The sequence below is a fragment of the Pseudomonas sp. WMBT8 genome (genome assembly GCF_050916005.1).
Lineage (GTDB): Bacteria > Pseudomonadota > Gammaproteobacteria > Pseudomonadales > Pseudomonadaceae > Aquipseudomonas.
In genome coordinates this window covers 5,145,092-5,171,280 of the sequence record NZ_CP188096.1, presented here as the reverse complement: position 1 = coordinate 5,171,280, position 26,189 = coordinate 5,145,092, and the positions used below count along the sequence as shown (strand labels likewise).

25 protein-coding genes are annotated in these 26,189 nt (G+C 59.2%); 16 read left to right on the top strand and 9 right to left on the bottom strand.

What is annotated here, in order from left to right; translation table 11 throughout:
- Positions 1-110: 110 nt before the first annotated feature.
- From ACO77H_RS23510 to ACO77H_RS23495, 4 genes are all read right to left on the bottom strand, one after another.
- Positions 111-1,655, bottom strand: a complete 1,545-nt coding sequence (locus ACO77H_RS23510; protein ID WP_432755782.1) for an ABC transporter substrate-binding protein — start codon at positions 1,653-1,655, stop codon at positions 111-113.
- Between the two features lie 366 nt (positions 1,656-2,021).
- Positions 2,022-3,647, bottom strand: a complete 1,626-nt coding sequence (locus ACO77H_RS23505) for an ABC transporter substrate-binding protein (RefSeq protein WP_169950957.1) — start codon at positions 3,645-3,647, stop codon at positions 2,022-2,024.
- Between the two features lie 258 nt (positions 3,648-3,905).
- Positions 3,906-5,507 carry an ABC transporter substrate-binding protein gene (locus ACO77H_RS23500; RefSeq protein WP_432754628.1) on the bottom strand — a complete coding sequence of 534 codons (1,602 nt, stop codon included), beginning with the start codon at positions 5,505-5,507 and terminating at the stop codon, positions 3,906-3,908.
- Positions 5,508-5,593: 86 nt separating this feature from the next.
- Complete coding sequence (locus tag ACO77H_RS23495; RefSeq protein ID WP_099167563.1) at positions 5,594-6,310, bottom strand: SIMPL domain-containing protein; 717 nt, start codon at positions 6,308-6,310, stop codon at positions 5,594-5,596.
- Positions 6,311-6,537: 227 nt separating this feature from the next.
- Between ACO77H_RS23495 and ACO77H_RS23490 the strand changes: the two genes are divergently transcribed.
- Both ACO77H_RS23490 and ACO77H_RS23485 read left to right on the top strand, forming a co-directional pair.
- Positions 6,538-7,800 (top strand): ATP-binding protein, encoded by a 1,263-nt coding sequence (locus tag ACO77H_RS23490; protein WP_057958430.1) that lies wholly within the window; start codon positions 6,538-6,540, stop codon positions 7,798-7,800.
- Entirely contained in the window at positions 7,793-8,353 is a 561-nt protein-coding gene (locus tag ACO77H_RS23485; protein ID WP_029291924.1) for a response regulator transcription factor, read from the top strand. The genes ACO77H_RS23490 and ACO77H_RS23485 overlap by 8 nt, the downstream gene beginning before the upstream one ends.
- Positions 8,354-8,551: 198 nt before the next feature.
- Here ACO77H_RS23485 and ACO77H_RS23480 read toward each other — a convergent pair whose 3' ends face one another.
- Positions 8,552-8,989, bottom strand: a complete 438-nt coding sequence (locus ACO77H_RS23480) for a YhcB family protein (protein WP_029291922.1) — start codon at positions 8,987-8,989, stop codon at positions 8,552-8,554.
- Positions 8,990-9,136: 147 nt separating this feature from the next.
- On the opposite strand from ACO77H_RS23480, the gene ACO77H_RS23475 reads away from it, so the two are divergent.
- From ACO77H_RS23475 to zapE, 3 genes are all read left to right on the top strand, one after another.
- A complete protein-coding gene (locus ACO77H_RS23475) occupies positions 9,137-9,766 on the top strand; it encodes an alpha/beta hydrolase (protein ID WP_169950952.1) in 630 nt (209 codons plus the stop codon).
- A 24-nt stretch (positions 9,767-9,790) separates the two neighbouring features.
- The gene (locus ACO77H_RS23470; RefSeq protein ID WP_169950950.1) at positions 9,791-11,146 is read left to right on the top strand and encodes a tryptophan--tRNA ligase; all 1,356 of its coding nucleotides are present in this window, start codon (positions 9,791-9,793) and stop codon (positions 11,144-11,146) included.
- A 79-nt stretch (positions 11,147-11,225) separates the two neighbouring features.
- Complete coding sequence (gene zapE / locus ACO77H_RS23465) at positions 11,226-12,320, top strand: cell division protein ZapE (protein ID WP_115129004.1); 1,095 nt, start codon at positions 11,226-11,228, stop codon at positions 12,318-12,320.
- 129 nt (positions 12,321-12,449) lie between these two features.
- Here the strand turns inward: zapE and ACO77H_RS23460 are convergent, their stop codons facing one another.
- Positions 12,450-13,370, bottom strand: coding sequence for a GlxA family transcriptional regulator (locus tag ACO77H_RS23460; RefSeq protein ID WP_169951391.1), 921 nt, complete (start codon positions 13,368-13,370; stop codon positions 12,450-12,452).
- A gap of 220 nt (positions 13,371-13,590) precedes the next feature.
- On the opposite strand from ACO77H_RS23460, the gene ACO77H_RS23455 reads away from it, so the two are divergent.
- Complete coding sequence (locus ACO77H_RS23455; protein ID WP_432754627.1) at positions 13,591-14,727, top strand: acyl-CoA dehydrogenase family protein; 1,137 nt, start codon at positions 13,591-13,593, stop codon at positions 14,725-14,727.
- A gap of 97 nt (positions 14,728-14,824) precedes the next feature.
- Here the strand turns inward: ACO77H_RS23455 and ACO77H_RS23450 are convergent, their stop codons facing one another.
- A complete protein-coding gene (locus ACO77H_RS23450) occupies positions 14,825-15,865 on the bottom strand; it encodes an NADP(H)-dependent aldo-keto reductase (RefSeq protein ID WP_432754626.1) in 1,041 nt (346 codons plus the stop codon).
- A gap of 248 nt (positions 15,866-16,113) precedes the next feature.
- Between ACO77H_RS23450 and rplM the strand changes: the two genes are divergently transcribed.
- The 8 genes from rplM (at position 16,114) to ACO77H_RS23410 (ending at position 21,907) form a co-directional block, all read left to right on the top strand.
- Positions 16,114-16,542: a 50S ribosomal protein L13 gene (rplM, locus tag ACO77H_RS23445; protein WP_029291908.1), complete on the top strand. Its 429-nt coding sequence runs from the start codon at positions 16,114-16,116 to the stop codon at positions 16,540-16,542.
- A gap of 14 nt (positions 16,543-16,556) precedes the next feature.
- Complete coding sequence (rpsI, locus tag ACO77H_RS23440) at positions 16,557-16,949, top strand: 30S ribosomal protein S9 (RefSeq protein WP_003171743.1); 393 nt, start codon at positions 16,557-16,559, stop codon at positions 16,947-16,949.
- A 267-nt stretch (positions 16,950-17,216) separates the two neighbouring features.
- Positions 17,217-17,810 (top strand): ubiquinol-cytochrome c reductase iron-sulfur subunit, encoded by a 594-nt coding sequence (petA, locus tag ACO77H_RS23435; RefSeq protein WP_038443372.1) that lies wholly within the window; start codon positions 17,217-17,219, stop codon positions 17,808-17,810.
- Complete coding sequence (locus ACO77H_RS23430) at positions 17,810-19,021, top strand: cytochrome b (protein ID WP_003188526.1); 1,212 nt, start codon at positions 17,810-17,812, stop codon at positions 19,019-19,021. The genes petA and ACO77H_RS23430 overlap by 1 nt, the downstream gene beginning before the upstream one ends.
- Positions 19,021-19,800 carry a cytochrome c1 gene (locus ACO77H_RS23425; RefSeq protein ID WP_169950943.1) on the top strand — a complete coding sequence of 260 codons (780 nt, stop codon included), beginning with the start codon at positions 19,021-19,023 and terminating at the stop codon, positions 19,798-19,800. Before ACO77H_RS23430 ends, ACO77H_RS23425 begins: the two co-directional genes overlap by 1 nt.
- 150 nt (positions 19,801-19,950) lie before the next feature.
- Positions 19,951-20,568, top strand: a complete 618-nt coding sequence (locus ACO77H_RS23420; RefSeq protein WP_027604841.1) for a glutathione S-transferase N-terminal domain-containing protein — start codon at positions 19,951-19,953, stop codon at positions 20,566-20,568.
- A gap of 17 nt (positions 20,569-20,585) precedes the next feature.
- Positions 20,586-20,999: a ClpXP protease specificity-enhancing factor gene (locus tag ACO77H_RS23415; RefSeq protein WP_057438071.1), complete on the top strand. Its 414-nt coding sequence runs from the start codon at positions 20,586-20,588 to the stop codon at positions 20,997-20,999.
- 158 nt (positions 21,000-21,157) lie between these two features.
- Positions 21,158-21,907 (top strand): FadR/GntR family transcriptional regulator, encoded by a 750-nt coding sequence (locus ACO77H_RS23410; RefSeq protein WP_169950939.1) that lies wholly within the window; start codon positions 21,158-21,160, stop codon positions 21,905-21,907.
- A 24-nt stretch (positions 21,908-21,931) separates the two neighbouring features.
- Here the strand turns inward: ACO77H_RS23410 and ACO77H_RS23405 are convergent, their stop codons facing one another.
- A complete protein-coding gene (locus ACO77H_RS23405) occupies positions 21,932-22,129 on the bottom strand; it encodes a hypothetical protein (RefSeq protein ID WP_169950937.1) in 198 nt (65 codons plus the stop codon).
- A gap of 192 nt (positions 22,130-22,321) precedes the next feature.
- Positions 22,322-23,479, bottom strand: coding sequence for a phospholipase (locus ACO77H_RS23400; protein WP_170041733.1), 1,158 nt, complete (start codon positions 23,477-23,479; stop codon positions 22,322-22,324).
- A 227-nt stretch (positions 23,480-23,706) separates the two neighbouring features.
- Here ACO77H_RS23400 and kdgD point away from each other — a divergent pair, with 227 nt between their 5' ends.
- Entirely contained in the window at positions 23,707-24,618 is a 912-nt protein-coding gene (gene kdgD / locus ACO77H_RS23395; protein WP_029291893.1) for a 5-dehydro-4-deoxyglucarate dehydratase, read from the top strand.
- A 54-nt stretch (positions 24,619-24,672) separates the two neighbouring features.
- The gene (locus ACO77H_RS23390) at positions 24,673-26,118 is read left to right on the top strand and encodes an aldehyde dehydrogenase family protein (protein ID WP_432754625.1); all 1,446 of its coding nucleotides are present in this window, start codon (positions 24,673-24,675) and stop codon (positions 26,116-26,118) included.
- Positions 26,119-26,189 lie beyond the last annotated feature (71 nt).

Here is a 26,189-nt window from a genome sequence, read left to right as displayed (position 1 = left end):
GGGTGTGTAACTCTTCAAGCATTTGCAAACGTTTGCTGTAGGAGATTTCGCGAATTACAGCTACACGTTTGCGACAGGGCCAACGTGGCCCTGCGCATCCGGTTATTTTTTTATGGGGTAATACTGACGCCCGAGAACACGTTGCGGCCGAAGGGGCTCACTTTGAAACCTTCGACCTTGGTGCTTAACGGCTGGTTGACCGTCGAGTGGGCGACAGGCGTGATCGGCACCTGCTGTTTGAGCAGTTGCTGCGCCTGTTTGTACAGAACAGTCCTTTGTTCACGGTCGGTGACGACCTTGGCTTGCTTGATCAGCTTGTCGTACGCCGGGTCACACCACATCGAGTAGTTGTTCCCGCCGATGGCGTCGCAGCTGTAGAGGGTGCCCAGCCAGTTGTCCGGGTCGCCGTTGTCGCCGGTCCAGCCGATCAGGCTGATATCGTGCTCGCCGTTCTTGATGCGCTTGATGTACTCGCCCCACTCATAGCTGACGATCTTGACCTTGAGGCCGATCTTGGCCCAGTCGCTTTGCAGCATCTCGGCCATCAGCTTGGCGTTGGGGTTGTACGGGCGCTGGACGGGCATGGCCCACAGGGTGATCTCGGTGCCTTCCTTGACGCCGGCAGCCTTGAGCAATTCCTTGGCTTTTTCCGGGTTGTAGGCGCTGTCCTTGATGGTGTCGTCATAGGACCACTGGGTTGGCGGCATACCGTTGACCGCCAGTTGCCCCGCGCCCTGGTACACGGCATTGAGAATGCTCTGCTTGTTCACCGCCATGTCCAGGGCCTGGCGCACTTCGAGCTGGTCGAAGGGCTTGTGTCGCACGTTGTAGGCGATGTAGCCGAGGTTGAAGCCGGGCTTGGTCAGCAGTTGCAGGTTCGGGTCGGCCTTGAGGGCGTCGACGTCGGCGGGGCGTGGATGCAGGGTGACCTGGCATTCGTTGGCCTTGAGCTTCTGCACGCGCACCGAGGCGTCGGTGTTGATGGCGAAAATCAGCTGGTCGAGCTTGACCTTGCTCGGGTCCCAGTAGTGTTTGTTGCCGGCGAAACGGATCTGCGAATCCTTCTGGTAACGCTGGAACACGAACGGCCCGGTGCCGATCGGCTTCTGGTTGATATCGCTGGGTTTGCCGGCCTTGAGCAGTTGCTCGGCATATTCGGCCGAGAGGATCGCGGCGAAGCTCATGGCGATGTTCTGGATAAACGCGGCGTCGACCGTGTTCAGGGTCATCACCACGGTGTGCGGGTCGGTTTTCTCGACCTTGGCGATGTTCTTGTTCAGGCTCATCCCGTTGAAGTACGGGAACTCGGTGGGGTAGGCCTTGCGAAACGGGTGGTCGGGGTCAAGCATGCGATTGAAGGTGAATAGCACGTCATCGGCGTTGAAATCCCGTGTTGGCTTGAATTCCTTGTTGCTGTGGAACTTCACCCCTTCGCGCAAGTGGAAGGTGTAGGTCAGGCCGTCTGGCGAAATATCCCACTTAGTAGCCAGCCCTGGTACGACGCCGGTTTCACCCTTTTCGAACTCAACCAGGCGGTTGTAGATCGGTTCGGCCGCATCGTTGTCGGTGGCGGTGGTGTATTGCGCGGTGTCGAACCCGGCCGGGCTGCCTTCGGAGCAGAACACCAGGCTTTTCTTCTCGGCAGCCTGGCCCATCGAGGCGACGGCCAGCAGGCCGGTGCCGAATATCGCGGATAGAACGGTGGTATGGCGCATGACTGTCCCCCAATCCATGTTTATCGTTTTCGTCAGTGAACAGTCGCCACGCCTTACCTGGCTTGGCGAAAGCACTGCTCCCATCCACAGCAAATGCCGTATCGGAACTACGCGTTTGCCTACCTCGACGTTAGGGAACGAGGGCAGGGCAGTAAATGCGCAGAACCGGACAGACCGTGTAGGTATCGGACGGAACCTGCGCAGTTAGCTGCTGTAGGACGGCAGCCTCTGCGAAAGTAGTTCGATTCCTAGGGTCTTGGCGGATGCAATAACGGCGACGTTATGAAACGTCGCCGTCAAAGATCACTACTTGCTGACGCTCACCCCGTAGAAGGAATTCAAGCCAAATGGGCTGATCTTGAAGTCCTGCACGTTGGAACGCATGGGTTGATACACCGTCGAGTGCGCGATAGGTGTCATGGGGACTGCATCTTTGAGGACGTGTTGCGCCTGTTTATACAGTTCGGTGCGCTTGGCGACGTCCGAGGTGGCCTTGGCTTCTTTTACGATGCCGTCGAATTTCTTGTCACACCATTTGGAGAAGTTGTTGCCGGACAGGGAGTCGCAGCCGAACAGCACGTTCAGCCAGTTGTCCGGGTCACCGTTATCACCGCTCCAGCCGATGATCATGGCCTGGTTCTCGCCGCCCTTGGAGCGCTTGATGTACTCACCCCACTCGTAGCTGACGATGTTGACCTTCAAGCCGATCTGCTTCCAGTCGTTTTGCAGCATCTCGGCCATCAGCTTGGCGTTGGGGTTGTACGGACGCTGGACGGGCATGGCCCACAAGGTGATCTCGGTGCCTTCCTTGACGCCGGCTTGCTTGAGCAGTTCCTTGGCCTTGGCCACGTCGTGCGGGACGTCCTTGATGGTCTCGTCATAGGACCACTGGGTCGGCGGCATGGCGTTGACCGCCAGTTGGCCTGCGCCCTGGTATACCGAGTCGATGATCTGCTGCTTATTGACCGACATGTCCAGGGCCTGGCGCACGCGCAGGTCGGCCAATGGGTTGGCGGCAGTCTGGCCCTTGAGCACAGGCATGACGTTGTAGGCGATATAGCCCAGGTTGAAACCGGCCTGGTGCGGCAGTTTCAAAGTCTTGTCCTCGCCCAGTGCCTTGAGGTCGGCCGGACGTGGGAACAAGGTCACCTGGCATTCGTTCTTCTTGAGCTTCTGGATACGCACCGATGGGTCGGTGGTGATGGCGAAGATCAGGTTATCGATCTTCACGTCTTCAGGCTTCCAGTAGTCCTTGTTGCCGGTGTAGCGGATGTTGGAGTCTTTCTGGTAGCTCTTGAACACGAACGGACCAGTGCCGACCGGCTTCTGGTTGATGTCCTGGGGCTTGCCTTCCTTCAACAGTTGGGCGGCGTACTCAGCCGACTGTAGCGAGGCGAAGCTCATGGCCAGGTTTTGGATAAACGCGGCGTCCACGGTGCCAAGGGTGAACTTGACGGTGTGGTCGTCGATTTTCTCGATGTTCTTGATGTTGGTGTCCATCCCCATGTCCGTGAAGTACGGGAACTCGGTGGGGTAGGCCTTACGGAATGGATCGTCTTTATTGATCATCCGGTTGAAGGTGAAGAGGACGTCGTCGGCGTTGAATTCACGAGTTGGCTTGAAGTACGGCGTGGTGTGGAACTTGACCCCTTCGCGCAGGTGGAAGGTGTAGGTCAGGCCGTCTTCGGAAACGTCCCAACTGGTGGCCAGGCCAGGAATCACGGCGGTGCCGCCGCGCTCGAACTGGCTGAGCCGGTTGAACATGGTTTCGGCCGAAGCATCGAAGTCTGTTCCGGTGGTGTACTGGCCTGGGTCGAAACCCGCCGGGCTCCCTTCGGAGCAGAACACCAGATTAGTCGCCGCCTGGGCGAAAGGTGCAGCGGCCATTAAACCGGCGCTGACTAAAAACGGAATGACTGCGTGTTTAAGCATGTTGGCCTCATGATTTGTTGTCATTTTTGGAATTGAGGGCGACCTCGTGAGTCGGCCTGCGGATACTTATGCAGGCCCCATACCCATTGCAAGACGTTGAGAGGCTACAACTGCCAAAGAGTGGTACGAACGTACAGGAATGTCGCATTCATATAATTTTCGACACGAAACTGTATTTTCGAGGGCTTTTTTCGGTGCGTGGAGTGCACCGAATAAGCCCAACCGAGGTGTCTGGCGCACCCGGTTGGGGCATGGTTGTTACTTATTCAGACTTACGCCGTAGAACGGTGTCAGGCCAAACGGGCTGATCTTGAAGTCCTGGACTTCCTTGCGCAGCGGCTGGAAAACCGTCGAGTTCGCAATAGGCGTTATAGGTACTTGATCCTTAAGTATTTTTTGCGCCTGCTGATACCACTTGATGCGTTGGTCACGGTCACTGCTGAGCTTGGCCTTCTGCACCAGTTGGTCGTACTGCGGGTTACACCATTTTGCATAGTTGCTGCCCTTGACCGCAGCACAACTGTAGAGCACGCCCAGCCAGTTATCCGGGTCGCCGTTGTCGCCGGTCCAGCCGTAGATCATCACATCGTGCTCGCCGTTTTTTGCGCGCTTGATGTATTCGCCCCACTCATAGCTGACGATATTGGCAATGATCCCGACTTTGGCCCAATCCTGCTGGATCATCTGCGCCGACATTCGCGCGTTGGGATTGGAGGCGCGCTGCACAGTCATCGCCCACAGATTGATGGTGGTACCTGGTGCAACCCCTGCTTCTTTTAGTAGCGCCCGGGCCTTGGCAGGGTCGTGCGGTGCGTCCTTGATGCTGGGGTCATAAGACCACTGGGCCGGCGGCAGTGCGTTCTGCGCCAATTGCCCGGCACTTTGGTACACCGCCTGGATAATCGCCGGCTTATCGATGGCCATGTCCAGGGCCTGGCGCACCTTGAGCTGGTCCAGCGGCGGATGGGTCACGTTGTAGGCCAGAAAGCCCAGGTTGAAGCCCGCCTGCTGCAGCACACGCAGGTTTGGATCCTGCTTCATCACCTCGATATCCGAGGGGCGCGGATAGCCGCTGACCTGGCATTCGCCGGCCTTGAGCTTTTGCAGGCGCGACGCGGCGTCCGGGGTGATCGCAAATACCAGGCTGTCGAGTTTCACATCCTCAGGCTTCCAATAGTCTTTATTGGCGACGTAGCGAATCTGCGAGTCCTTCTGGTAGCGCTTGAACACAAACGGCCCGGTGCCGATCGGTTTCTGGTTGATATCGGCGGCCTTGCCGTCTTTAAGCAACTGCGCCGCGTACTCGGCCGATTGCACGGATGCAAAGCTCATGGCCAGGTTCTGTACGAAAGCGGCATCGACGTTATTGAGGTTGAAGCGCACGCTGTGCTCGTCGAGCTTTTCCACGCTTTTGATCGTGGTGTTCAGGCCCATATCGGTGAAGTACGGCGACTCGGACGGGTAGGCCTGGCGGAATGGATGGTTGGCGTCCAGCAGGCGCTGGAAAGTGAACAGCACATCGTCGGCATTGAAGTCGCGGGTCGGGGTGAAGTACTCGGTGCTGTGGAACTTGACCCCGTCGCGCAGGTGAAAGGTGTAGGCCAGGCCGTCCTTGGACACCTCCCAACGGGTCGCCAGGCCCGGCTCGACTTCGGTCCCGCCGCGCTTGAATTGGGTCAGGCGGTTGAACACGGTTTCGGCCGAGGCATCAAAATCGGTGCCGCTGGTGTACTGGCTCGGATCGAACCCGGCGGGGCTGGCTTCGGAGCAGTAGACCAGGGTGCTTGCCGCTTGGGCCGTGGGCATGCACGCCAGCAGGCTGGCAGCGAGAAGGAGCGGCTTAAAGACAGTTCTATCCATGGTGACCCCTGAGATGGCAGGTAAACAACGGCCAAAAAAAACGGCGGTCACCGAGGTTACCGCCGTTGTGGGTCATCAGGTAAGGCTTATGGCATCTGTACTTCAATCACGCCATCGGCGCTCATGCTGACCTGGCTGGTGCCGGCTTCGACTTCAGGTGTCGGCGCCGAATCCATTGCCGCCGCCTTCATCATCATGCCGCCATTTCGCGCGTACGGCATTGGGTAGCCGTTGGTGTTGAAGTTCAGGTTAACGATCTTGTAGCCCTTGCCGCCGAGTGCATCGGTGGCCAGTTGGGCGCGGGCCTTGAACGCGGCGACCGCATCCTTGAGCAGGGCATCTTCGCTGGCCTTGCGGGTTGGGTCGGCAATGGCGAAGTCCATATTGTCCATTTTCAGGGTGTTGAGCAGCTCGCCGGTGAGCTTGGACAGCGCCGGGAAGTCGGCACTTTCCAGGCGCAGTTCGGCGCGCTCGCGCCAGCCGGTGATCTTCTGGTTCTTGTTGTCGTAGATCGGATAGCTGTTGCGGCTGCCCTGGCGCAGGGTCACGCCTTTTACTTCGCGAGCCTCGCCCAACGCCTTGTTCATGATGGTCGTGACTTCGGCGGCGAGCTTGGCCGGGTCGGTGTTTTGCGACTCGGTGTAGAGAGTGACGATCATCTTGTCACGGGCCACTTCCTGGCTGACTTCGGCCCGCAGGGAAATCTGGTTGTAGTGCAGTTGATCGGCGGCCAGCGCAGGCAGGCTGGCAACGCTGCCAACACTGAGGGCAATAAGGGCGGCACTGCGAGTGAAACGTGACATGGAAGCTCCTTGAGGGTGATCGTGTTCGGTAAGACTGTAGACGGGCGATTGGGGTTCGGCGGGTTACAAATTCTCTACATCTGGGTACGATGCCGACGAACGGTAAAATCCGCCTTGACCCTTCATATAAGCCATGACCTGCGTCAAAGGGCCACACACGCGCTGCCTGTACTGTCGCTTCGTTTATACTTGCTGCGATCCGCCTGGAGCGCTCATCAGGAGAGCTCATGCTCGCCCCCGTAAAACTGACTTCCGCCACTCGCCAGAACCTCTGGCGCCTGACGTTTATCCGCACCCTGGTGCTGGCCGCACAGGCCGGTTCCGTCGGGCTCGCCTATTGGTTTGAACTGCTGCCGCTGCCTTGGCTGCAACTGTGGGTGACCCTGGCCTTTTCCACGGTGCTGTGTGTGTTCACGGCCATCCGGCTGCGCACCACCTGGCCAGTGACCGAGCTTGAGTACGCCCTGCAACTGGCCTGCGACCTGTTTATCCACAGTGTGTTGCTGTATTTCTCCGGTGGTTCCACCAACCCCTTCGTTTCCTATTACCTGGTACCGCTGACCATCGCCGCCGTGACCTTGCCGTGGCGCTATTCTGTGATCCTGTCGGGGATTGCCCTGGCGCTGTACACCTTGTTGCTGGCGCAGTTCTATCCCCTGGAAACCTTCCCGATCGCCCGGGAAAACCTGCAGATCTACGGCATGTGGCTGAGCTTCGCGCTGTCGGCGGCGGTGATCACGTTTTTTGCCGCGCGCATGGCCGAAGAACTGCGGCGCCAGGAAGAACTGCGCGCTATCCGCCGTGAAGAAGGCCTGCGCGACCAGCAACTGCTGGCAGTGGCGACCCAGGCCGCTGGCGCGGCCCATGAACTGGGCACGCCGCTGGCAACCATGAGCGTGCTGATCAAGGAAATGCGCCAGGACCATCACGACCCGGCCTTGCAGGACGACCTCGGCGTGCTGCAGGAACAGGTCAAGCAGTGCAAGCAAACCCTGCAGCAACTGGTGCGCGCCGCTGAAGCCAACCGGCGCCTGGCGGTGGATATGCAAGACGTCACCCAGTGGCTGGACGAAGCCCTGAACCGCTGGCACTTGATGCGGCCCGAAGCCAGTTACCGTTTCCACCTGCTGGGGCAGGGCGCAGTGCCGCGCATGGCGCCACCACCGGATTTGACCCAGGCGTTGTTGAACCTGTTGAACAATGCAGCCGATGCCTGCCCGGAAGGGCTGGAAGTGCAGCTGGACTGGGATTGGGAAAACCTCACCATCAGCATTCGCGACCACGGTGCCGGTGTGCCGTTGGCCATTGCCGAGCAGATCGGCAAGCCATTCTTTACCACCAAGGGCAAAGGCTTCGGCCTGGGCCTGTTCTTGAGCAAGGCCAGTGTGACCCGTGCTGGCGGCTCGGTGAAACTTTACCCCCATGAGGAAGGCGGCACGCTCACCGAGCTGCGCCTGCCCCGTGCTGCACGAGGAGACATCGATGAGTGACGAGATCCAAGTCGAAGGCGAAGAACTGCCGCACCTGTTGCTGGTAGATGACGATGCCACCTTTACCCGCGTGATGGCGCGAGCCATGAGCCGTCGCGGGTTTCGCGTCAGCACCGCAGGTTCCGCCGAAGAAGGCCTGACCATCGCCCAGGCCGACCTGCCGGACTACGCGGCACTGGACCTGAAAATGGACGGGGACTCGGGCCTGGTGCTGTTGCCCAAGTTGCTGGAGCTGGACCCGGAAATGCGCGTGCTGATCCTCACCGGGTACTCGAGCATTGCCACTGCGGTCGAGGCGATCAAGCGCGGCGCCTGCAACTACCTGTGCAAGCCGGCGGACGCCGATGATGTGCTGGCCGCCTTGCTCTCCGAGCATGCCGACCTCGACACCCTCGTGCCGGAGAACCCGATGTCGGTGGACCGCCTGCAGTGGGAGCACATCCAGCGCGTGCTGACCGAGCATGAAGGCAACATTTCGGCCACTGCCCGCGCCCTGGGCATGCACCGCCGGACCTTGCAGCGCAAGTTGCAGAAGCGTCCGGTACGGCGCTGAACTACGGTGAGTGGGCTTGTGTGGGAGCGGGCTTGCTCGCGAAGGCGGAATGTCAGTCAAGTCTTTAATAACTGACACTGCGCCTTCGCGAGCAAGCCCGCTCCCACATGGGATCTCCATTGTTCTGCCGATCCAGTTCCAACAAAAAGCCCGGCTGATCATCGATCAGCCGGGCTTTTTGTGTGGTTTGAAAACGCCTTACTTTTTCAAGCCGTAATGCTCATCCAGCATGCCGGGGGCGTTCGGCGTTTTTGGCGCGTAGTCCCGCGGCGGTTCCTGGTTTTCCCGCGGCGGGGTCAGGCGCTCCCGTGGGGCTTGCGTGGCATCGGAATGCAGCGCGGCCAGCAGGCGCTGACGGGTGATGTCGTCCAGGGCCAGGCGGTTGGCGCCATCGGCGAGGTGATCCTGTACTTCCTGGTAGCTCTGGGTGAGCTTCTTGACCAGGGTCGCGGTGCTGTTGAAGTGGGTAACAACCTCGTTCTGATAACTGTCAAAACGTTCCTGAATGTCATCCAGCTGACGCTGCGTGCGGTTAGGCGCGGCATTCGGCAGCAGGCGAGCAACCAGGAATCCAATGGCGACACCGGCAACCAGGGCAAGAGTCGGCAACAACCAAACTAAGAGCGAGTGTTCCACGAGTCCTTCCTCTATAAACGGCTTTGCTTTACGTTAACGGCTCGGACCTGCGCTGTATACCGCGATTAAGCTCGCAATGATGCCATGCACAGACTTTTAGCTAGACGAGTCGACCCCTTGAGAGGTCACGGAGTTCATTCCTTGCTCATGCGTGAAACCCCCGTTTTGATCGATGGCCCGCTAGGCCAATTGGAAGCCTTGTACCTGGATCACCCCGAGCCGCGTGGCCTGGCGCTGATCTGCCACCCCAACCCGGTGCAGGGTGGGACCATGCTCAATAAAGTCGTATCGACCCTGCAACGCACCGCCCGCGACGCCGGTTTGATTACTTTGCGTTTCAATTACCGTGGCGTGGGTGCCAGTGCCGGTACCCATGACATGGCCACCGGTGAAGTGGACGATGCCGAAGCTGCCGTCAGTTGGCTGCGTGAAAAACACCCGGACCTGCCCATCACCTTGCTGGGTTTCTCGTTCGGTGGATTTGTGGCCGCAAGCCTGGGCGGGCGCCTGGAAGCCAAGGGCGAAAAACTCGCGCACCTGTTCATGGTCGCTCCGGCCGTCATGCGTTTGCGTGATGAGGACCAGCTTCCACAGGGCTGCCCGCTGACCGTGATCCAGCCGCAAACCGACGAAGTGGTCGACCCGCAACTGGTCTACGACTGGTCCGCGGCCCTCAAACGCCCCCATGAGCTGCTGAAAGTGGCAGAATGCGGGCACTTTTTTCATGGCAAGCTCACCGATCTCAAGGATCTGGTGCTGCCGCGCCTTTCGAATTGATAGCAGTCTGATAAGCGATTACCCATGACGACTCGTACCCGTATCCTCACCGGCATCACCACCACCGGCACCCCGCACCTGGGCAACTACGCCGGTGCCATCCGCCCGGCGATCCTCGCCAGCCAGGATGCCAATGCCGATTCGTTCTACTTCCTGGCCGACTACCACGCCCTGATCAAGTGCGATGACCCGCAGCGCATCCAGCGCTCGCGCATGGAAATCGCCGCGACCTGGCTGGCTGGTGGCCTGGATGTGAACCGGGTGACGTTCTACCGCCAGTCCGACATCCCGGAAATTCCCGAGCTGACCTGGCTGCTCACCTGCGTCGCGGCCAAGGGCCTGCTCAACCGCGCCCACGCCTACAAGGCCTCGGTGGACAAGAACCTGGAAAACGGCGAAGACCCGGACGCCGGGATCAGCATGGGCCTGTACAGCTATCCGGTACTGATGGCGGCGGACATCCTGATGTTCAACGCGCACAAGGTGCCGGTCGGCCGCGACCAGATCCAGCACGTGGAAATGGCCCGTGATATCGGCCAGCGTTTCAACCACCTGTTTGGCAAGGGCAGGGAGTTTTTCACCATGCCCGAGGCGTTGATCGAAGAAAGCGTCGCCACCTTGCCGGGCCTGGATGGGCGCAAGATGTCGAAAAGCTATGACAACACCATCCCGTTGTTCACCAGCGCCAAGGATATGAAGGACGCGATCTCGCGGATCGTCACCGACTCCCGCGCGCCGGGTGAAGCCAAGGATCCGGACAACTCGCACCTGTTCACTCTGTACCAGGCGTTCGCCACGCCTGAACAGGAGCAGCAACTGCGCAGCGAACTGCTCGATGGCCTGGGTTGGGGTGAGGCGAAGAGCCGCCTGTTCCAACTGCTGGACGGCCAGTTGGGCGAAGCCCGCGAGCGTTACCATCAATTGATGGCGCGTCCTTCGGACATGGAAGACTTGCTGCTGATCGGCGCCACGAAGGCCCGCGCCGTTGCCGGTCCATTCCTGCAAGAACTGCGTGAGGCGGTAGGCCTGCGCTCGTTCGTCAACCAGGCCCCCGAGGCTGCCAGCACCAAGAAGAAGGCCGTCAAGGCTGCGCGTTTTGTCAGCTTTCGTGAAGACGACGGCAGCTTCCGTTTCCGCCTGCTGGCGGCTGACGGCGAACAACTGTTGTTGTCGCGCAACTTCGCAGATGGCAAGGCGGCGGGCGCTGTCACCAAGCAGTTGCAATCCGGCCAGGCGCTGGATGTGCGCAGCGAGGCCCTGGGCTTTACGGTGTGGCTCGACGGCGCGTGTATCGCCGACAGCCCGGCATTTGCCGATAGCGCTGCGCGGGATGCCGCCATCGAAGCTGTGCGCGTGGCGTTGACCCCAATCGAGGACTGACCCGACCAAGGGTTGATTGCCATTATCCGGGGCCGTCGTTACAGTGACGGCCCGTTTTTGTTGCCTTGCTAACGAAATTATGACGCCCCTAGAACGATATCAAGCTGATCTGAAGCGCCCCGACTTCTTCCATGATGCTGCCCAGGAAACGGCGGTGCGCCACTTGCAGCGCCTGTACGAAGACCTGGTCGCCTCTTCCCAGAGCAAGCCGGGGATGCTCAGCAAGTTGTTTGGCAAGAAAGACCAGACGCCGGTCAAGGGCTTGTACTTCTGGGGCGGCGTGGGTCGCGGCAAGACTTACCTGGTCGACACCTTCTTTGAAGCGCTGCCGTTCAAGGAAAAGTCACGCACTCACTTCCACCGCTTCATGAAGCGCGTGCACGAAGAGATGAAGACCCTGCACGGCGAGAAGAACCCGCTGACTATCATCGCCAAGCGCTTTTCCCAAGAGGCGCGGGTGATTTGTTTCGATGAGTTCTTTGTGTCCGATATCACCGACGCGATGATTCTCGGCACCCTGATGGAGGAGTTGTTCAAGAACGGCGTGACCCTGGTCGCCACCTCGAACATCGTGCCGGACGGCCTGTACAAGGACGGCCTGCAGCGCGCGCGCTTCCTGCCGGCCATCGCCCTGATCAAGCAGCACACCGATATCGTCAACGTCGACAGCGGCGTCGACTACCGCCTGCGTCACCTTGAGCAAGCCGAGCTGTTCCACTTCCCCCTGGACGACGCGGCCCACGAAAGCCTGCGCAAGAGCTTCCGCGCGCTGACCCCGGAATGCACCCAGGCGGTGGAAAACGATAAGTTGATGATCGAAAATCGCCAGATCATTGCCCTGCGTACTTGCGATGACGTGGCCTGGTTCGACTTCCGCGAACTGTGCGACGGCCCGCGCAGCCAGAACGACTACATCGAACTGGGCAAGATCTTCCACGCCGTGATCTTGAGTGGCGTCGAGCAAATGAGCGTCACCACCGACGACATCGCCCGGCGCTTTATCAACATGGTCGATGAATTCTATGACCGGAACGTCAAGCTGATCATCTCGGCTGAAGTCGAACTCAAGGACCTCTACACCGGTGGGCGCTTGAACTTCGAGTTCCAACGGACCTTGAGCCGCTTGCTGGAGATGCAGTCCCACGAATTTCTGGCGCGGGCGCACAAGCCTTAGGCAAACACCGAACCAAAATGTGGGAGCGGGCTTGTTCGCGAATGCGGTATATCAGTCGACTTATTCGTTAACTGACACACCGTATTCGCGAGCAAGCCCGCTCCCACATTTGATTGTGCCCGGCTTTAGTTAGGCGGCCTGCTGGAATTGCTGGCGATACTGGTTCGGCGATAACTCCGTGTGCTGCCTGAACAGCCGCGCAAAGAAGCTCGCATCGTCATACCCCACCTCATAGCTGATGGTCTTGATGCTCTTGCGGCTGCCCGACAGCAAGCCCTTGGCCGTCTCGATCCGCAGCCGTTGCAGGTAATGCAACGGCTTGTCGCCGGTAGCCGTCTGGAACCTTCGCATAAAGTTGCGGATGCTCATGCCGTGTTCGCGGGCCACGTCTTCAAAGCGGAATTTGTCGGCGAAGTGCTCCTCAAGCCAATGCTGGATCTGCAGGATGATTACGTCCTGGTGCAGCTTCTGCCCGCCAAAACCGATGCGCCCCGGCGCGTAGTTGCGCTGCACTTCGTAGAGAATGTCGCGGGCCACGGCCTGGGCGATGTTGGCGCCGCAGAAACGCTCGATCAGATAGATATACAGATCGCAGGCCGACGTGGTGCCGCCGGCGCAGTACAGGTTGTCGGCGTCGGTCAGATGCTTGTCCTGATTGAGCTGGACCTTGGGGAAGCGTTCGCTGAAGGCGTTGAAGAAGCGCCAGTAGGTGGTCGCCTCCTTGCCATCGAGCAGGCCGGCTTCGGCGAGCCAGAACACCCCGGTGGCCTCACCGCATAGCACCGCCCCCCGGGCATGCTGCTCGCGCAGCCACGGCAGGATCTGCGGGTAACGTCTGCTCAGGGCGTCGAAGTCGTCCCAGAACGCCGGCAGCACAATGATGTCGGCGTTTTCCAGGCCACCGTCCACCGGCATGATCACATCGCTGAAGCTGCATACCGATTGCCCGTCGGGGCTTACCAGGCGGGTTTCAAAGGCCGGCGTGAGGCCCAGGCCCTGTTGTTTGCCGTAACGCAGGCTGGCGAGGTGGAAGAAATCCTTGGCTTGCATGAGGGTAGAAGCAAACACCCGATCAATGGCCAAAATGCTGACGCGCCGCAAGGGCGTGGAGACGAGGCTAGACATAATTTCGATTATTCTTATAGGGGAAAGTGGTCAACTAACGGCTGGATCGTCTTATTTTTTGTCGCATGTGTCCAGTGTCCCGTGACGTCCGTGCAGCTTAGGCTCTGTGATCTTGTTTTTGTCTGACAATCGACGCAGGTGACTCATGATTCCCAGAACCTTGTTCAGCTCCGAGCACGAACTCTTCCGTCAGAGCGTGCGCACCTTCCTCGAAAAAGACGCGGTGCCGTTCCATGCGCAATGGGAGAAGCAGGGCCATATTGACCGCGCCCTGTGGAGCAAGGCGGGGGAGGCGGGGATGCTCTGCTCCCACCTGCCGGAAGAATACGGAGGCCTGGGCGCGGACTTTCTCTACAGCACCGTGGTGATCGAAGAGATCGGCCGTCTGGGCCTGACCGGGATTGGCTTCTCCCTGCATTCGGACATTGTTGCGCCGTACATCCTGCATTACGGCAGTGAGGCGCTGAAGCACAGGTACCTGCCCAAGCTCGTTTCCGGGGAGATGGTCACGGCCATTGCCATGACCGAGCCGGGCGCCGGGTCGGACCTGCAAGGGGTCAAGACCACCGCCGTGCTGGATGGCGATGAGTATGTGATCAACGGCTCCAAAACTTTTATTACCAATGGTTTCCTGGCGGACCTGGTGATCGTGGTCGCCAAGACCGACCCCAAGGCCGGCGCCAAGGGCACCAGCCTGTTTCTGGTGGAGGCCGATACGCCGGGCTTTGACAAGGGCAAGCGTCTGGAGAAGGTGGGGATGAAGGCCCAGGACACCTCCGAGCTGTTCTTCCAGGACGTGCGGGTGCCCAAGGAGAACCTGCTGGGCCAGGCGGGGATGGGTTTTGCCTACCTGATGCAGGAACTGCCCCAGGAGCGCCTGACCGTGGCGATTGGCGCTCTGGCCTCGGCCGAAGCGGCGTTGCAATGGACCCTGGACTACGCCCGCGAGCGCAAGGCGTTTGGCAAGGCGATTGCTGACTTCCAGAACACCCGCTTCAAGCTGGCGGAGATCGCCACCGAGGTGCAGATCGGCCGGGTATTCGTCGACAAGTGCCTGGAACAGCATCTGCAAGGCAAGCTGGATGTGCCGACGGCGGCGATGGCCAAATACTGGACTACTGACTTGCAATGCAAGGTGCTCGACGAGTGCGTGCAGTTACACGGCGGCTACGGTTACATGTGGGAATACCCGATTGCCCGGGCCTGGGCGGATGCGCGGGTGCAGCGCATTTATGCGGGGACCAATGAAATCATGAAGGAGATCATTGCGCGGGCGCTTTGAATCGTTGGTGCTGCTATCGCCGGCAAGCCGGCTCCTACAGGGGAATGGGTTCCAAATGTAGGGGCCGGCTTGCCGGCGATGGCGTTCTAGAGATCAATCAAGGCGCAGGATTGGGATGATCCTTCTGAATCGCCTCGATCCCCTCCAGCACCTCTTTCGACAGCTTCAGGTCAGCACTGGCGATGTTGCTGTCCAACTGCGCAAGCGTCGTCGCCCCAATGATATTGCTGGTCACAAACGGCTGTTGCGTCACAAACGCCAGGGCCATCTGCGCCGGGTCCAGGCCGTGCTCGCGGGCCAGGGCCACATAGCGGCTGCACGCAGCTTCCGATTGCGGGTTGAAGTAGCGGCTGAAGCGGCTGTACAGGCTCAAGCGGCCCTTGGCCGGCCGTGCGCCGCCTTCGTACTTGCCGCTGAGCATGCCGAACGCCAACGGCGAGTACGCCAGCAAGCCACATTGTTCACGGATGGCAATCTCCGCCAGGCCCACCTCAAAGCTGCGGTTGAGCAGGTTGTAGGGGTTCTGGATCGACACCGCGCGGGTCCAGCCACGGGCCTCGGCCAGGGCCAGGAACTTCATGGTGCCCCACGGCGTTTCATTGGACAGGCCGATATGGCGGATCTTGCCGGCCTTGACCTGCTCGTCGAGGGCTTCGAGGGTTTCTTCAAGTGGCGTCAGGTCGGGTTCTTCCTGGTGCTTGTAGCTCAGTTGGCCGAAGAAGTTGGTGCTGCGTTCCGGCCAGTGCAACTGGTACAGGTCGATCCAGTCGGTCTGCAGGCGCTTGAGGCTCGCGTCCAGGGCGTCGACGATGTGTTTGCGGTTGTGCTTGAGCTGGCCGTCGCGGATGTAGTCGATGGTGTTGCCGGGCCCGGCGATCTTGCTGGCGAGGATCCAGTCGGCGCGGTCGCCACGGCTCTTGAAGTAATTGCCAATGTAGCGCTCGGTGGTGGCGTAGGTGTCGGCCTTGGGCGGCACCGGGTACATTTCTGCGGTATCGAGGAAGTTGATCCCTGCGCCTTTGGCCCGCTCAATCTGGGCGAAGGCCTCTGCCTCGGTGTTCTGCTCGCCCCAGGTCATGGTCCCGAGGCAGATCGTGCTTACGTTCAGATCGGTCCGGCCCAGCTTTCGATAATCCATCGGGTACTCCTTTGGGGAAAACAATCATAAAAGCAGGTTGAATTTTTTTTCGCAATCTGCATAATTGCCCACCTCTTTCTGCAGTGGAAGTGATGCGCCGCCTGCCGAAGAATCTTGCCGTTGAACGGACGCGCTGACCCGAGCCCCCGATAGCGTCTGTATCCGGCTGCCTTTGACTTGTCAAAGTACGCACTATTCAGTAAGATCCGCCGTCTAATTTACAGGGCGGCCCCTGAGGCTATTAAAGAATGACAACTTTTACTGCAAAACCGGAAACAGTTCAGCGCGACTGGTTTGTCGTCGACGCCGCTGGTCAGACCCTGGGTCGTCTGGCCACTGAAGTCGCCAGCCGTCTGCGTGGCAAGCACAAGCCTGAGTACACCCCTCACGTCGATACCGGTGACTACATCGTGATCATCAACGCTGAGCAGGTTCGTGTAACCGGCAACAAAGCAAGCGACAAAATGTACTACCGTCACTCCGGTTTCCCAGGCGGTATCAAGTCTTCGAACTTCGAAGGCCTGATTGCCAAGAAGCCTGAAGCCCCGATCGAGATCGCGGTTAAAGGTATGCTGCCGAAGGGCCCACTGGGTCGCGACATGTATCGCAAGCTGAAAGTCTATGCGGGCGCTGCTCACCCTCATGCTGCTCAGCAGCCCCAAGAACTGAAGTTTTAACGGAATAGTTCATTATGTCGGCGACTCAAAATTACGGCACTGGCCGTCGCAAAACCGCAACCGCACGCGTTTTCCTGCGTCCGGGCACTGGTAACATCTCGATCAACAACCGCACTCTGGACAACTTCTTCGGCCGCGAAACTGCCCGCATGGTAGTTCGTCAGCCGCTGGAACTGACCGAGACCGTTGAAAAGTTCGACATCTACGTCACCGTTATCGGTGGCGGTGTAAGTGGTCAAGCTGGCGCAATCCGCCACGGTATCACTCGCGCTCTGATGCAGTACGACGAAACCCTGCGCGGCGCTCTGCGCAAAGCTGGCTTCGTGACTCGCGATGCCCGTGAAGTTGAACGTAAGAAAGTCGGTCTGCGTAAAGCGCGTAAGCGTCCGCAGTACTCGAAGCGTTAATTCGCTTTACGTTCCACAAAAACGCCCAGCCTCCTCACGGAGCTGGGCGTTTTTTATTGCCCGCGTTTTATGCGGGTTTTTTCTGTGTGACAACTTGCCACATCCGTAGACCCCCTATACTACAAGGCTTGGGGCTTAGGCTTCGGGTAATTACCTTGTCAGAGGTGGGGCTTTTCATTACCATTCGGCAAAATTTTTATAAGTTCAGATTTAATACTTAGTAGACGCCTGATTTAACAGGCCAAAAAGCTGATGGGAGAGGACTGAATGAGCAATGACGGCGTGAATGCAGGCCGGCGTCGCTTCTTGGTAGCAGCCACATCCGTGGTGGGTGCTGCAGGAGCGGTGGGGGCTGCGGTCCCGTTCGTGGGGTCATGGTTTCCCAGTGCCAAGGCGAAAGCCGCAGGTGCACCGGTGAAGGTGAATGTCAGCAAGATCGAGCCAGGCCAGCAGATGATTGCTGAATGGCGCGGCCAGCCAGTATTCATCGTTCGTCGTACCGAGGAAATCCTGGGGAATCTGAAGAAGATCGAGGGCCAGTTGTCTGACCCCGAGTCCAAGAATTCCGACCAACCCGCCTACGCCCAAAACGAAGTGCGTTCGATCAAGCCAGAGATTCTGTTGCTGGTCGGTCTTTGCACGCACCTGGGTTGCTCGCCGACCTTCCGCCCGGAAGTCGCGCCAGTGGACCTGGGCAAGGACTGGGTCGGTGGCTATTTCTGCCCTTGCCACGGTTCCCACTACGACCTGGCCGGTCGCGTCTACAAGTCCCAGCCTGCTCCGTTGAACCTGCCGGTTCCGCCGCACAACTACGAATCTGACGACGTTATTGTCATTGGTGTCGATAAGGAGAGCGCGTAATGAGCAAGTTCATGGATTGGGTGGATGCGCGCTTCCCCGCCACCAAAATGTGGGAAGACCATCTCAGCAAGTATTACGCGCCGAAGAACTTCAACTTCTTCTACTTCTTTGGTTCCCTGGCATTGCTGGTACTGGTCAACCAGATCGTTACCGGTGTCTGGCTGACCATGAGCTACACCCCGTCGGCGGAAGAAGCGTTTGCCTCCGTCGAATACATCATGCGCGACGTCGAGTACGGCTCGATCCTGCGCCTGCTGCACTCCACCGGCGCTTCGGCGTTCTTTATCGTGGTCTATCTGCACATGTTCCGTGGCTTGCTCTACGGCTCGTACCAGAAGCCGCGTGAGCTGGTATGGGTGTTCGGCATGCTGATCTACCTGGCGCTGATGGCAGAGGCCTTCATGGGCTACCTGCTGCCGTGGGGCCAGATGTCCTACTGGGGCGCCCAGGTGATCATCTCGCTGTTTGGTGCGATCCCGGTCATCGGTAACGACCTGACCCAGTGGATCCGTGGTGACTACCTGATCTCCGGGATTACCCTGAACCGCTTCTTTGCCCTGCATGTGGTGGCCTTGCCGATCGTGATTCTCGGCCTGGTGGTGCTGCACATCCTGGCGCTGCACGAAGTGGGTTCGAACAACCCGGACGGCGTGGATATCAAGAAGCACAAGGACGAGAACGGCATTCCGCTGGACGGCATTCCATTCCACCCTTACTACACCGTGAAAGATATCGTCGGCGTAGTGGTGTTCCTGTTCGTGTTCTGCTCGATTGTGTTCTTCTTCCCGGAAATGGGCGGCTATTTCCTCGAAAAGCCGAACTTCGAACAGGCCAACGCATTCAAGACCCCGGAACACATTGCCCCGGTCTGGTACTTCACGCCGTTCTACGCCATTTTGCGGGCAATCCCCGACAAGCTCATGGGCGTGATCGCCATGGGTGCGGCCATCGCCGTGCTGTTCGTGTTGCCATGGCTCGACCGTAGCCCGGTCAAGTCCATGCGCTACAAGGGTTGGCTGAGCAAGATCTGGCTGTGGGTGTTCTGCATTTCGTTCGTGATCCTGGGTGTGTTGGGCGTACTGGCGCCGACCCCAGAGCGCACGTTGCTGTCGCAGGTCTGCACCTTCCTGTACTTCGCCTACTTCATTCTGATGCCGTTCTACACCCGGCTCGAGAAGACAAAACCGGTTCCGGAAAGGGTGACTGGCTGATGAAAAAATTATTTGCTGCATTGATTCTTGCTGCCCTGCCGGTATTGGCCTTCGCGGCCGAGCACGGCGCAGAGCTGGAAAAAGTCGACATCGACGTTTCTGACAAGGCCGCCATGCAAGACGGCGCCCGTACGTTCGCCAACTACTGCATGGGCTGCCACAGTGCCAAGTTCCAGCGTTACGAGCGGGTTGCCGATGACCTGGGTATCCCCCATGAGCTGATGCTCAAGAACCTGGTGTTCACCGGTGCCAAGATTGGCGACCACATGAACATCGGCATGCAACCGGCCGACGCCAAGGCCTGGTTCGGGGCTGCGCCGCCCGACCTGACCCTGGTAGCGCGCGTACGTGGCACCGACTGGCTGTACGGCTACCTGAAATCGTTCTACGAAGACCCTACACGTCCCTGGGGCGTGAACAACAAGGTCTTCCCGAACGTCGGTATGCCTAACGTGCTGGTCGGCCTGCAAGGGCGCCAGGTGGTAGGATGCAAGCAGGTTCAAGTCGTGGAAAACGGCAAGAAGCAATATGACCCGCTGACCGGCACGCCGTTGACCCATGAGGCCTGTGATCAACTGACCATCGTGCCCAAGAGCGGTGCGCTGAACGAGGAGCAGTTCGACGAGAAGGTCAAGAACCTGGTGACCTTCCTGGCGTACTCCGCCAACCCGGTCAAACTGGAGCATCAACGCATCGGTACCTATGTGTTGCTGTACCTGGCTTTCTTCTTCGTATTCGCTTATTTGCTCAAGCGTGAATACTGGAAGGATGTGCATTGATCCAACCTTAGGCAATTGCTGTTAATCTTGCGCGCCCAGCGACGTCTCTGAACGGGTAACGCTCTGGTTGATCCAGGTGTTACGAGAGATGCTTTCTGGGCGCGCTCGTTTTTGAGCTTTCGATAATTTCAACAAGCGAGGAGGACCGCCATGGGCGTGACCAACCGGTTGGCCTGTTACTCCGACCCCGCCGACCACTATTCCCACCGAGTACGCATCGTACTCGCAGAGAAGGGTGTCAGCGCCGAGATCATCAGTGTGGAGGTGGGTCGTCATCCGCCGAAACTGATCGAAGTGAACCCTTACGGCAGCTTGCCCACCCTGGTCGATCGTGACCTGGCGTTGTGGGAGTCAACCGTGGTGATGGAATATCTGGATGAGCGTTACCCCCATCCACCTTTGCTGCCGGTGTATCCGGTGGCGCGTGCCAACAGCCGCCTGCTGATCCATCGGATCCAGCGTGACTGGTGCGGGCTGGTGGATCTGATTCTGGATACACGCAGCAAAGAAGCTGCCCGTGTGCAGGCGCGCAAGGAATTGCGCGAGAGCCTGACCGGGGTTTCGCCGCTGTTCGCCGACAAACCTTTTTTCCTCAGTGAGGAACAAAGCCTGGTGGATTGCTGCCTATTACCCATACTCTGGCGTTTGCCGATTCTGGGCATTGAACTGCCGCGGCCTGCCAAGCCGCTGCTTGATTACATGGAGCGCCAGTTTGCGCGTGAGGCTTTCCAGGCAAGTCTGTCTGGCGTCGAACGTGATATGCGCTAAGGCTTAAGGAGCCGTTGATGAACTCCAGTCGACCTTACCTGGTCCGCGCGCTCTACGAGTGGATTGTGGACAACGATTGCACCCCGCACATGCTGGTCAATTCCGAGTTTCCTGCGGTGCAGGTACCACAAGGTTTTGCCAGTGACGGACAGATTGTCCTGAACGTTTCGCCCAGTGCCGTACGCCAACTGCACATGGACAATGAAGCGGTCAGCTTTGAAGGGCGTTTTGGTGGGGTACCCCATACGCTCTATGTGCCCATCGGCGCGATCCTGGGGATTTATGCCCGGGAAAATGGCCAGGGCATGGTGTTTGATCTGGAGTCGTCCCTTGAAGACGACGAAGCGATTGAAATTGAAGATGATCTGCCGCCACCAGATTCCGAGCCACCGCGCCCTAGCGGCCGGCCGAGCTTGAAAGTGGTGAAGTGACAAAACATGCGCCTGCGGGTATGTGTTGAAAGTGCCCCGGCTTAGGCTGGGGCATTTTTTTGCGCGCGATAAGCTTTGGGCAAATCATCCAGAGCGGTGATCGTACAACCCGCTTGGGCTATGATGCCCCTTTGAATCATCGAGATAGTTGCCTGCCCATGGAAAACCCCAGCACAGCCCCGCGTCTTCCCCGCAAGCGCCGTAGCCTTGCCCAGGAACTGGTCACGGTGTTGTCCGAGCAGATCCGCGATGGTCAGCTCAAGCGTGGCGACAAGCTGCCCACCGAGTCAGCGATCATGGAAGCCCATGGGGTCAGCCGCACGGTGGTGCGCGAGGCAATCTCGCGGCTGCAGGCAGCTGGGCAGGTGGAAACCCGGCATGGCATCGGCACCTTTGTGCTGGATACGCCGAGCCCCAGCGGGTTTCGCATTGATCCGGCGACCGTGGTCACGCTGCGTGATGTACTGGCGATCCTCGAGTTGCGCATCAGCCTGGAAGTAGAGTCCGCCGGCCTCGCGGCCCAGCGTCGCAATGACGAACAGCTGGCAGCAATGCGCGCAGCCCTCGATGCGTTGAATGAAAGTGCGGCGCACGCCAGCGATGCAGTGGCCTCGGACTTCCAGTTCCATCTGCAGATTGCCTTGTCCACCGGCAACCGCTACTTCACCGACATCATGACCCACCTGGGCACCAGCATTATCCCGCGCACCCGCCTGAACTCAGCGCGCCTGGCCCATGACGACCAGCAGCACTACATGAGCCGCCTGAGCCGTGAGCACGAAGAGATTTATGAGGCGATTGCCCGCCAGGATTCGGATGCGGCGCGGGCGGCGATGAGATTGCATTTGACTAATAGTCGAGAGCGGCTGCGCCAGGCTCATGAAGAGGCGCAGGCGCAGCGCGGATAATTCGATGCCTGCCAGGAAGGCATGTCACGCCAAGAAAAAGTCGATTTGGGTAACTTCACCATTGTTGATATGGAAGTTCTTGCCCAGGACCAGGGCCGGCGGGTCACCATCAAGTTGAATGGTGTCACCAATATTGGGTAGGTCCACAGGATCGATGTTCTGCGTCGATGCCTTGGAATTATTGGATTTGGATTTAAATGTGCATTTTTTTTCGGTAGCCATGGTGTGCCTCACTGGTTGTGGATGAGTAAAGGGCCTCCAAGGTGACTGCACCTGCTGCATGTGCTGAGGTAACCCGGCGGTCGCACCCAATCTAGGGGCAGCGAGCCGGTCGCCGATACTGTCAGAATTCACAGTGACGACGAACGGTCCCCTGTGTACGAGTCATCCGCCCACAGGGGAACTATGGCTACCTCAAGGCTGCGGCTTGTTCGGCTTGTAATCCTTAAGCAACAGATACGTACTCCACCCCCACCAATCATTGGTCCATTGCTTGTCGTTCAGGTTGTTGACGTCCTTGCGTCGCAACACCTTGTCGCCCTCAGCCTTGAACAGTGGCGAAAAGTTGTTCGCCGGGTTGTTCGCCGCATTCAGGTCCGGCACGTGCAGCGGTGCCTTGAACGTGGCCGGGGAGGGCGCGATACCGCTGATGTACGCGTCGAAGATCTCATCGGCCGAAGACTGCACCGCACGCTTGACCTGGGTGCGGTTGGCGGCGTCATTGCTATCGAAATAGCGTTTGTCGCCATAGGCATGCCACTCATCGCCCAGGGCATTGCGTACATTGAGCCCGAACTTGCTGTCTTCATCGTGCATAAAGCGGCTGATCAACGACCCCAGTTCACCCGGTGTCACCACGGCCGCCAGTTGTTTGCGTGGGACGCGCAGGTGCCCTGCGGAAAACAGGTCGGTCAAGAAGTGATCAGCAAAGCTGTTCATGGCGTAAGCCAGTTCCAATTGCTGGCCACTGCCGCTTTGGTGGGCCACGACCGCTTGTTGCAGGGCGGCGGTATGCCCAGCTAGGTAGGCAGACAGCGCCCATTCGCCGAAATGGTCGGCATTATCGGCCGCCAGCTTCAGGTAGCGCCCCAGGGGAACCATGGCTGAAACCACGCTGCCACCGCCAGTGATGCGGTTCCACTCTTCGGACAACGTATCTCCTAGCGCGTCGTAGGCCTCATGGGGTTGCTTGCCATCCTGTATGGCCTGCTTCACTGCGTTGATCTCTTTTTGCATGACTGCGAGGATTTTGCCCGCTTCCTCCCGTGACGCCGGCAAAGTTGCCAGCGAGTTAAACGCGGCGATGAAACGCTGCACACGCTCGGTGGGTGACGCACCGTCACTGATGGGCTGGCCGGGAATCCCGTAGAAATCGCCGCCCAGGGCAATGATCTGGCCATAGGTCAGGGCCAGGCCGTTGGGCAGGTGCAGTTGGACTTTTGCCCCAGCAATTGCTGGCTTGCCCGGGACAAAACGCAGCAGGGTCTCGTCGCCAATGGCGGTGTGCTCGCCGCCTTCGAAGCGTAGGGCGGGGATAGGGTTTTCGGTGTTGATCGACTTTAGTTCTGACATGTTAGCTCCTTGCTATGTCGTATGAATCTTCCTTGATAGCTGTATGTATATACAGCTGTCGCAAGCATAGAGGAATAATTTCCTACGTCAAGGCGCTCTCAATAACCGACCGCAAAACCCTGGCAAGCCGACGAAATAACATTGACGGATGATTTTATAGTTGTACGATGACGTACAACATTAACAACAACTGTTCATCGATAGTCTTTACCCAGGGTGTTCGAATAATGAATCCACAAGAACTGAAGTCCATCCTCTCCCACGGTCTGCTGTCTTTTCCGGTGACCGATTTCAATGCCCAGGGCGATTTCAACCAGGCAGGCTATATCAAACGCCTGGAGTGGCTGGCCCCTTACGGCGCCACAGCCTTGTTCGCAGCGGGCGGCACCGGTGAGTTTTTCTCCCTGGCGGCCAGTGAATATTCCCAAGTGGTGAAAACCGCAGTGGATACCTGCGCCACCAGCGTGCCGATCCTCGCCGGTGTTGGCGGCTCTACTCGCCAGGCCATCGAGTACGCCCAGGAAGCCGAGCGCTTGGGGGCCAAGGGTCTGCTGCTGTTACCGCACTACCTGACCGAAGCCAGCCAGGACGGGGTTGCCGCCCACGTCGAAGCCGTGTGCAAGTCGGTAAAAATCGGCGTGGTGGTCTACAACCGCAACGTCTGCCGCCTGACCGCGCCGCTGCTTGAGCGCCTGGCCGAACGTTGCCCGAACCTGATTGGCTATAAGGATGGCCTGGGCGATATCGAGCTGATGGTGTCGATCCGCCGTCGCCTCGGTGATCGTTTCAGCTACCTGGGCGGGTTGCCGACCGCAGAGGTTTACGCCGCTGCCTACAAGGCCCTCGGCGTGCCGGTGTACTCCTCGGCGGTCTTCAACTTCATTCCTAAGACCGCAATGGACTTCTACCACGCGATTGCCCGGGAGGATCACGCCACCGTCGACAAGATCATCGACGACTTCTTCCTGCCTTACCTGGACATCCGTAACCGCAAGGCCGGCTACGCCGTAAGCATCGTCAAGGCGGGCGCAAAAATCGCCGGCTATGACGCAGGCCCGGTGCGCACCCCGCTCACCGATCTGTTGCCAGAAGAATACGAAGCCCTGGCCGCGCTGATCGACAAGCAAGGCGCGCAGTAACCCATTAATAAAGCCGCTGAGTGATCAGCGGCTTTTTGCGTAAGGAGAAGATGCGTGTCCCAAGCCAAGCGTTTTGACAACTACATCGGTGGCCAGTGGGTGGCCGGTGCTGACTACTCAAGCAATATCAACCCGTCGGATCTGTCGGATGTCATCGGCGATTTTGCCAAGGCCGACGTGGCTCAGGTCCACGCCGCTATCGACGCCGCCCGCGCGGCGTTCCCGGCATGGTCGACCTCCGGCATCCAGGCCCGGCATGACGCCCTGGATAAAGTCGGCAGCGAGATCCTCGCGCGCCGCGAAGAGCTCGGTACGCTGCTGGCCCGCGAAGAGGGCAAGACCCTGCCGGAAGCCATCGGCGAAGTGACCCGTGCCGGTAATATCTTCAAATTCTTTGCCGGCGAGTGCCTGCGCCTGTCCGGTGACTACCTGCCGTCTGTACGCCCGGGGGTCAACGTCGAGGTCACGCGCGAAGCCCTGGGCGTGGTGGGCCTGATCACCCCGTGGAACTTTCCGATTGCGATCCCCGCCTGGAAAATCGCCCCGGCCCTGGCCTACGGCAACTGCGTGGTGCTCAAGCCGGCAGACCTGGTGCCCGGCTGCGCCTGGGCCCTGGCCGAAATCATCTCCCGTGCAGGCTTTCCCAGTGGTGTGTTCAACCTGGTGATGGGCAGCGGCCGGGTAGTGGGCGATGCGCTGGTCCATAGCCCGAAGGTCGACGGCATCAGCTTCACCGGTTCCGTGGGCGTGGGCCGGCAGATCGCGGTCAGTTGCGTGTCGCGCCAGGCCAAGGTGCAGTTGGAAATGGGCGGCAAGAACCCGCAGATCATTCTCGACGATGCCGACCTCAAGCAGGCTGTCGAGTTGTCGGTACAGAGCGCGTTCTACTCCACCGGCCAGCGCTGCACGGCATCCAGTCGCTTTATCGTGACCGCCGGGATTCATGACCAATTCGTCGCCGCAGTGGCTGAGCGCATGCAGTCGATCAAGGTTGGCCATGCCCTGCATGCCGGGACCGACATTGGCCCGGTGGTGTCCCAGGCCCAATTGGACCAGGACCTGAAGTACATCGACATCGGCCTGGGCGAAGGCGCGCGGCTGGTCAGCGGTGGTGGCCTGGTGATGTGTGACACCCAAGGCTACTTCCTCGCGCCGACCTTGTTTGCCGACAGCGAAGCCGCTATGCGCATCAGCCGTGAAGAAATCTTCGGCCCGGTGGCCAATGTGGTGCGCGTGGCGGACTACGAGGCAGCACTGGCCATGGCCAACGACACCGAGTTCGGGCTGTCGGCGGGCATTGCCACCACCTCGCTCAAGTACGCCAACCACTTCAAGCGCCACTCCCAGGCCGGGATGGTGATGGTCAACCTGCCGACGGCGGGCGTGGATTATCACGTTCCCTTCGGGGGTCGCAAGGGTTCATCCTACGGGTCGCGTGAGCAAGGTCGCTATGCGCAGGAGTTCTACACCGTGGTGAAAACCAGCTACATCGGTTCGTAAACGCAATAAATGTGGGAGCAGGCTTGCCTGCTCCCGCAAAAAAGCAGTGCGCAGCACCAACACGACAATTA

Excerpts from the sequence above, each read along its gene's own strand:
- ACO77H_RS23500 (WP_432754628.1), bottom strand. The coding sequence starts at position 5,507 with ATGGATAGAACTGTCTTTAAGCCGCTCCTTCTCGCTGCCAGCCTGCTG.
- ACO77H_RS23415 (WP_057438071.1), top strand. The coding sequence starts at position 20,586 with ATGAACTCCAGTCGACCTTACCTGGTCCGCGCGCTCTACGAGTGGATT.
- ACO77H_RS23405 (WP_169950937.1), bottom strand. The coding sequence starts at position 22,129 with ATGGCTACCGAAAAAAAATGCACATTTAAATCCAAATCCAATAATTCC.
- ACO77H_RS23475 (WP_169950952.1), top strand. The coding sequence starts at position 9,137 with ATGCGTGAAACCCCCGTTTTGATCGATGGCCCGCTAGGCCAATTGGAA.
- ACO77H_RS23485 (WP_029291924.1), top strand. The coding sequence starts at position 7,793 with ATGAGTGACGAGATCCAAGTCGAAGGCGAAGAACTGCCGCACCTGTTG.
- ACO77H_RS23450 (WP_432754626.1), bottom strand. The coding sequence starts at position 15,865 with ATGGATTATCGAAAGCTGGGCCGGACCGATCTGAACGTAAGCACGATC.
- ACO77H_RS23455 (WP_432754627.1), top strand. The coding sequence starts at position 13,591 with ATGATTCCCAGAACCTTGTTCAGCTCCGAGCACGAACTCTTCCGTCAG.
- ACO77H_RS23505 (WP_169950957.1), bottom strand. The coding sequence starts at position 3,647 with ATGCTTAAACACGCAGTCATTCCGTTTTTAGTCAGCGCCGGTTTAATG.
- ACO77H_RS23510 (WP_432755782.1), bottom strand. The coding sequence starts at position 1,655 with ATGGGCCAGGCTGCCGAGAAGAAAAGCCTGGTGTTCTGCTCCGAAGGC.
- ACO77H_RS23495 (WP_099167563.1), bottom strand. The coding sequence starts at position 6,310 with ATGTCACGTTTCACTCGCAGTGCCGCCCTTATTGCCCTCAGTGTTGGC.
- ACO77H_RS23410 (WP_169950939.1), top strand. The coding sequence starts at position 21,158 with ATGGAAAACCCCAGCACAGCCCCGCGTCTTCCCCGCAAGCGCCGTAGC.
- rplM (WP_029291908.1), top strand. The coding sequence starts at position 16,114 with ATGACAACTTTTACTGCAAAACCGGAAACAGTTCAGCGCGACTGGTTT.
- petA (WP_038443372.1), top strand. The coding sequence starts at position 17,217 with ATGAGCAATGACGGCGTGAATGCAGGCCGGCGTCGCTTCTTGGTAGCA.
- rpsI (WP_003171743.1), top strand. The coding sequence starts at position 16,557 with ATGTCGGCGACTCAAAATTACGGCACTGGCCGTCGCAAAACCGCAACC.
- ACO77H_RS23470 (WP_169950950.1), top strand. The coding sequence starts at position 9,791 with ATGACGACTCGTACCCGTATCCTCACCGGCATCACCACCACCGGCACC.
- ACO77H_RS23420 (WP_027604841.1), top strand. The coding sequence starts at position 19,951 with ATGGGCGTGACCAACCGGTTGGCCTGTTACTCCGACCCCGCCGACCAC.
- zapE (WP_115129004.1), top strand. The coding sequence starts at position 11,226 with ATGACGCCCCTAGAACGATATCAAGCTGATCTGAAGCGCCCCGACTTC.
- ACO77H_RS23400 (WP_170041733.1), bottom strand. The coding sequence starts at position 23,479 with ATGTCAGAACTAAAGTCGATCAACACCGAAAACCCTATCCCCGCCCTA.
- ACO77H_RS23425 (WP_169950943.1), top strand. The coding sequence starts at position 19,021 with ATGAAAAAATTATTTGCTGCATTGATTCTTGCTGCCCTGCCGGTATTG.
- ACO77H_RS23430 (WP_003188526.1), top strand. The coding sequence starts at position 17,810 with ATGAGCAAGTTCATGGATTGGGTGGATGCGCGCTTCCCCGCCACCAAA.
- kdgD (WP_029291893.1), top strand. The coding sequence starts at position 23,707 with ATGAATCCACAAGAACTGAAGTCCATCCTCTCCCACGGTCTGCTGTCT.
- ACO77H_RS23460 (WP_169951391.1), bottom strand. The coding sequence starts at position 13,370 with ATGCAAGCCAAGGATTTCTTCCACCTCGCCAGCCTGCGTTACGGCAAA.
- ACO77H_RS23490 (WP_057958430.1), top strand. The coding sequence starts at position 6,538 with ATGCTCGCCCCCGTAAAACTGACTTCCGCCACTCGCCAGAACCTCTGG.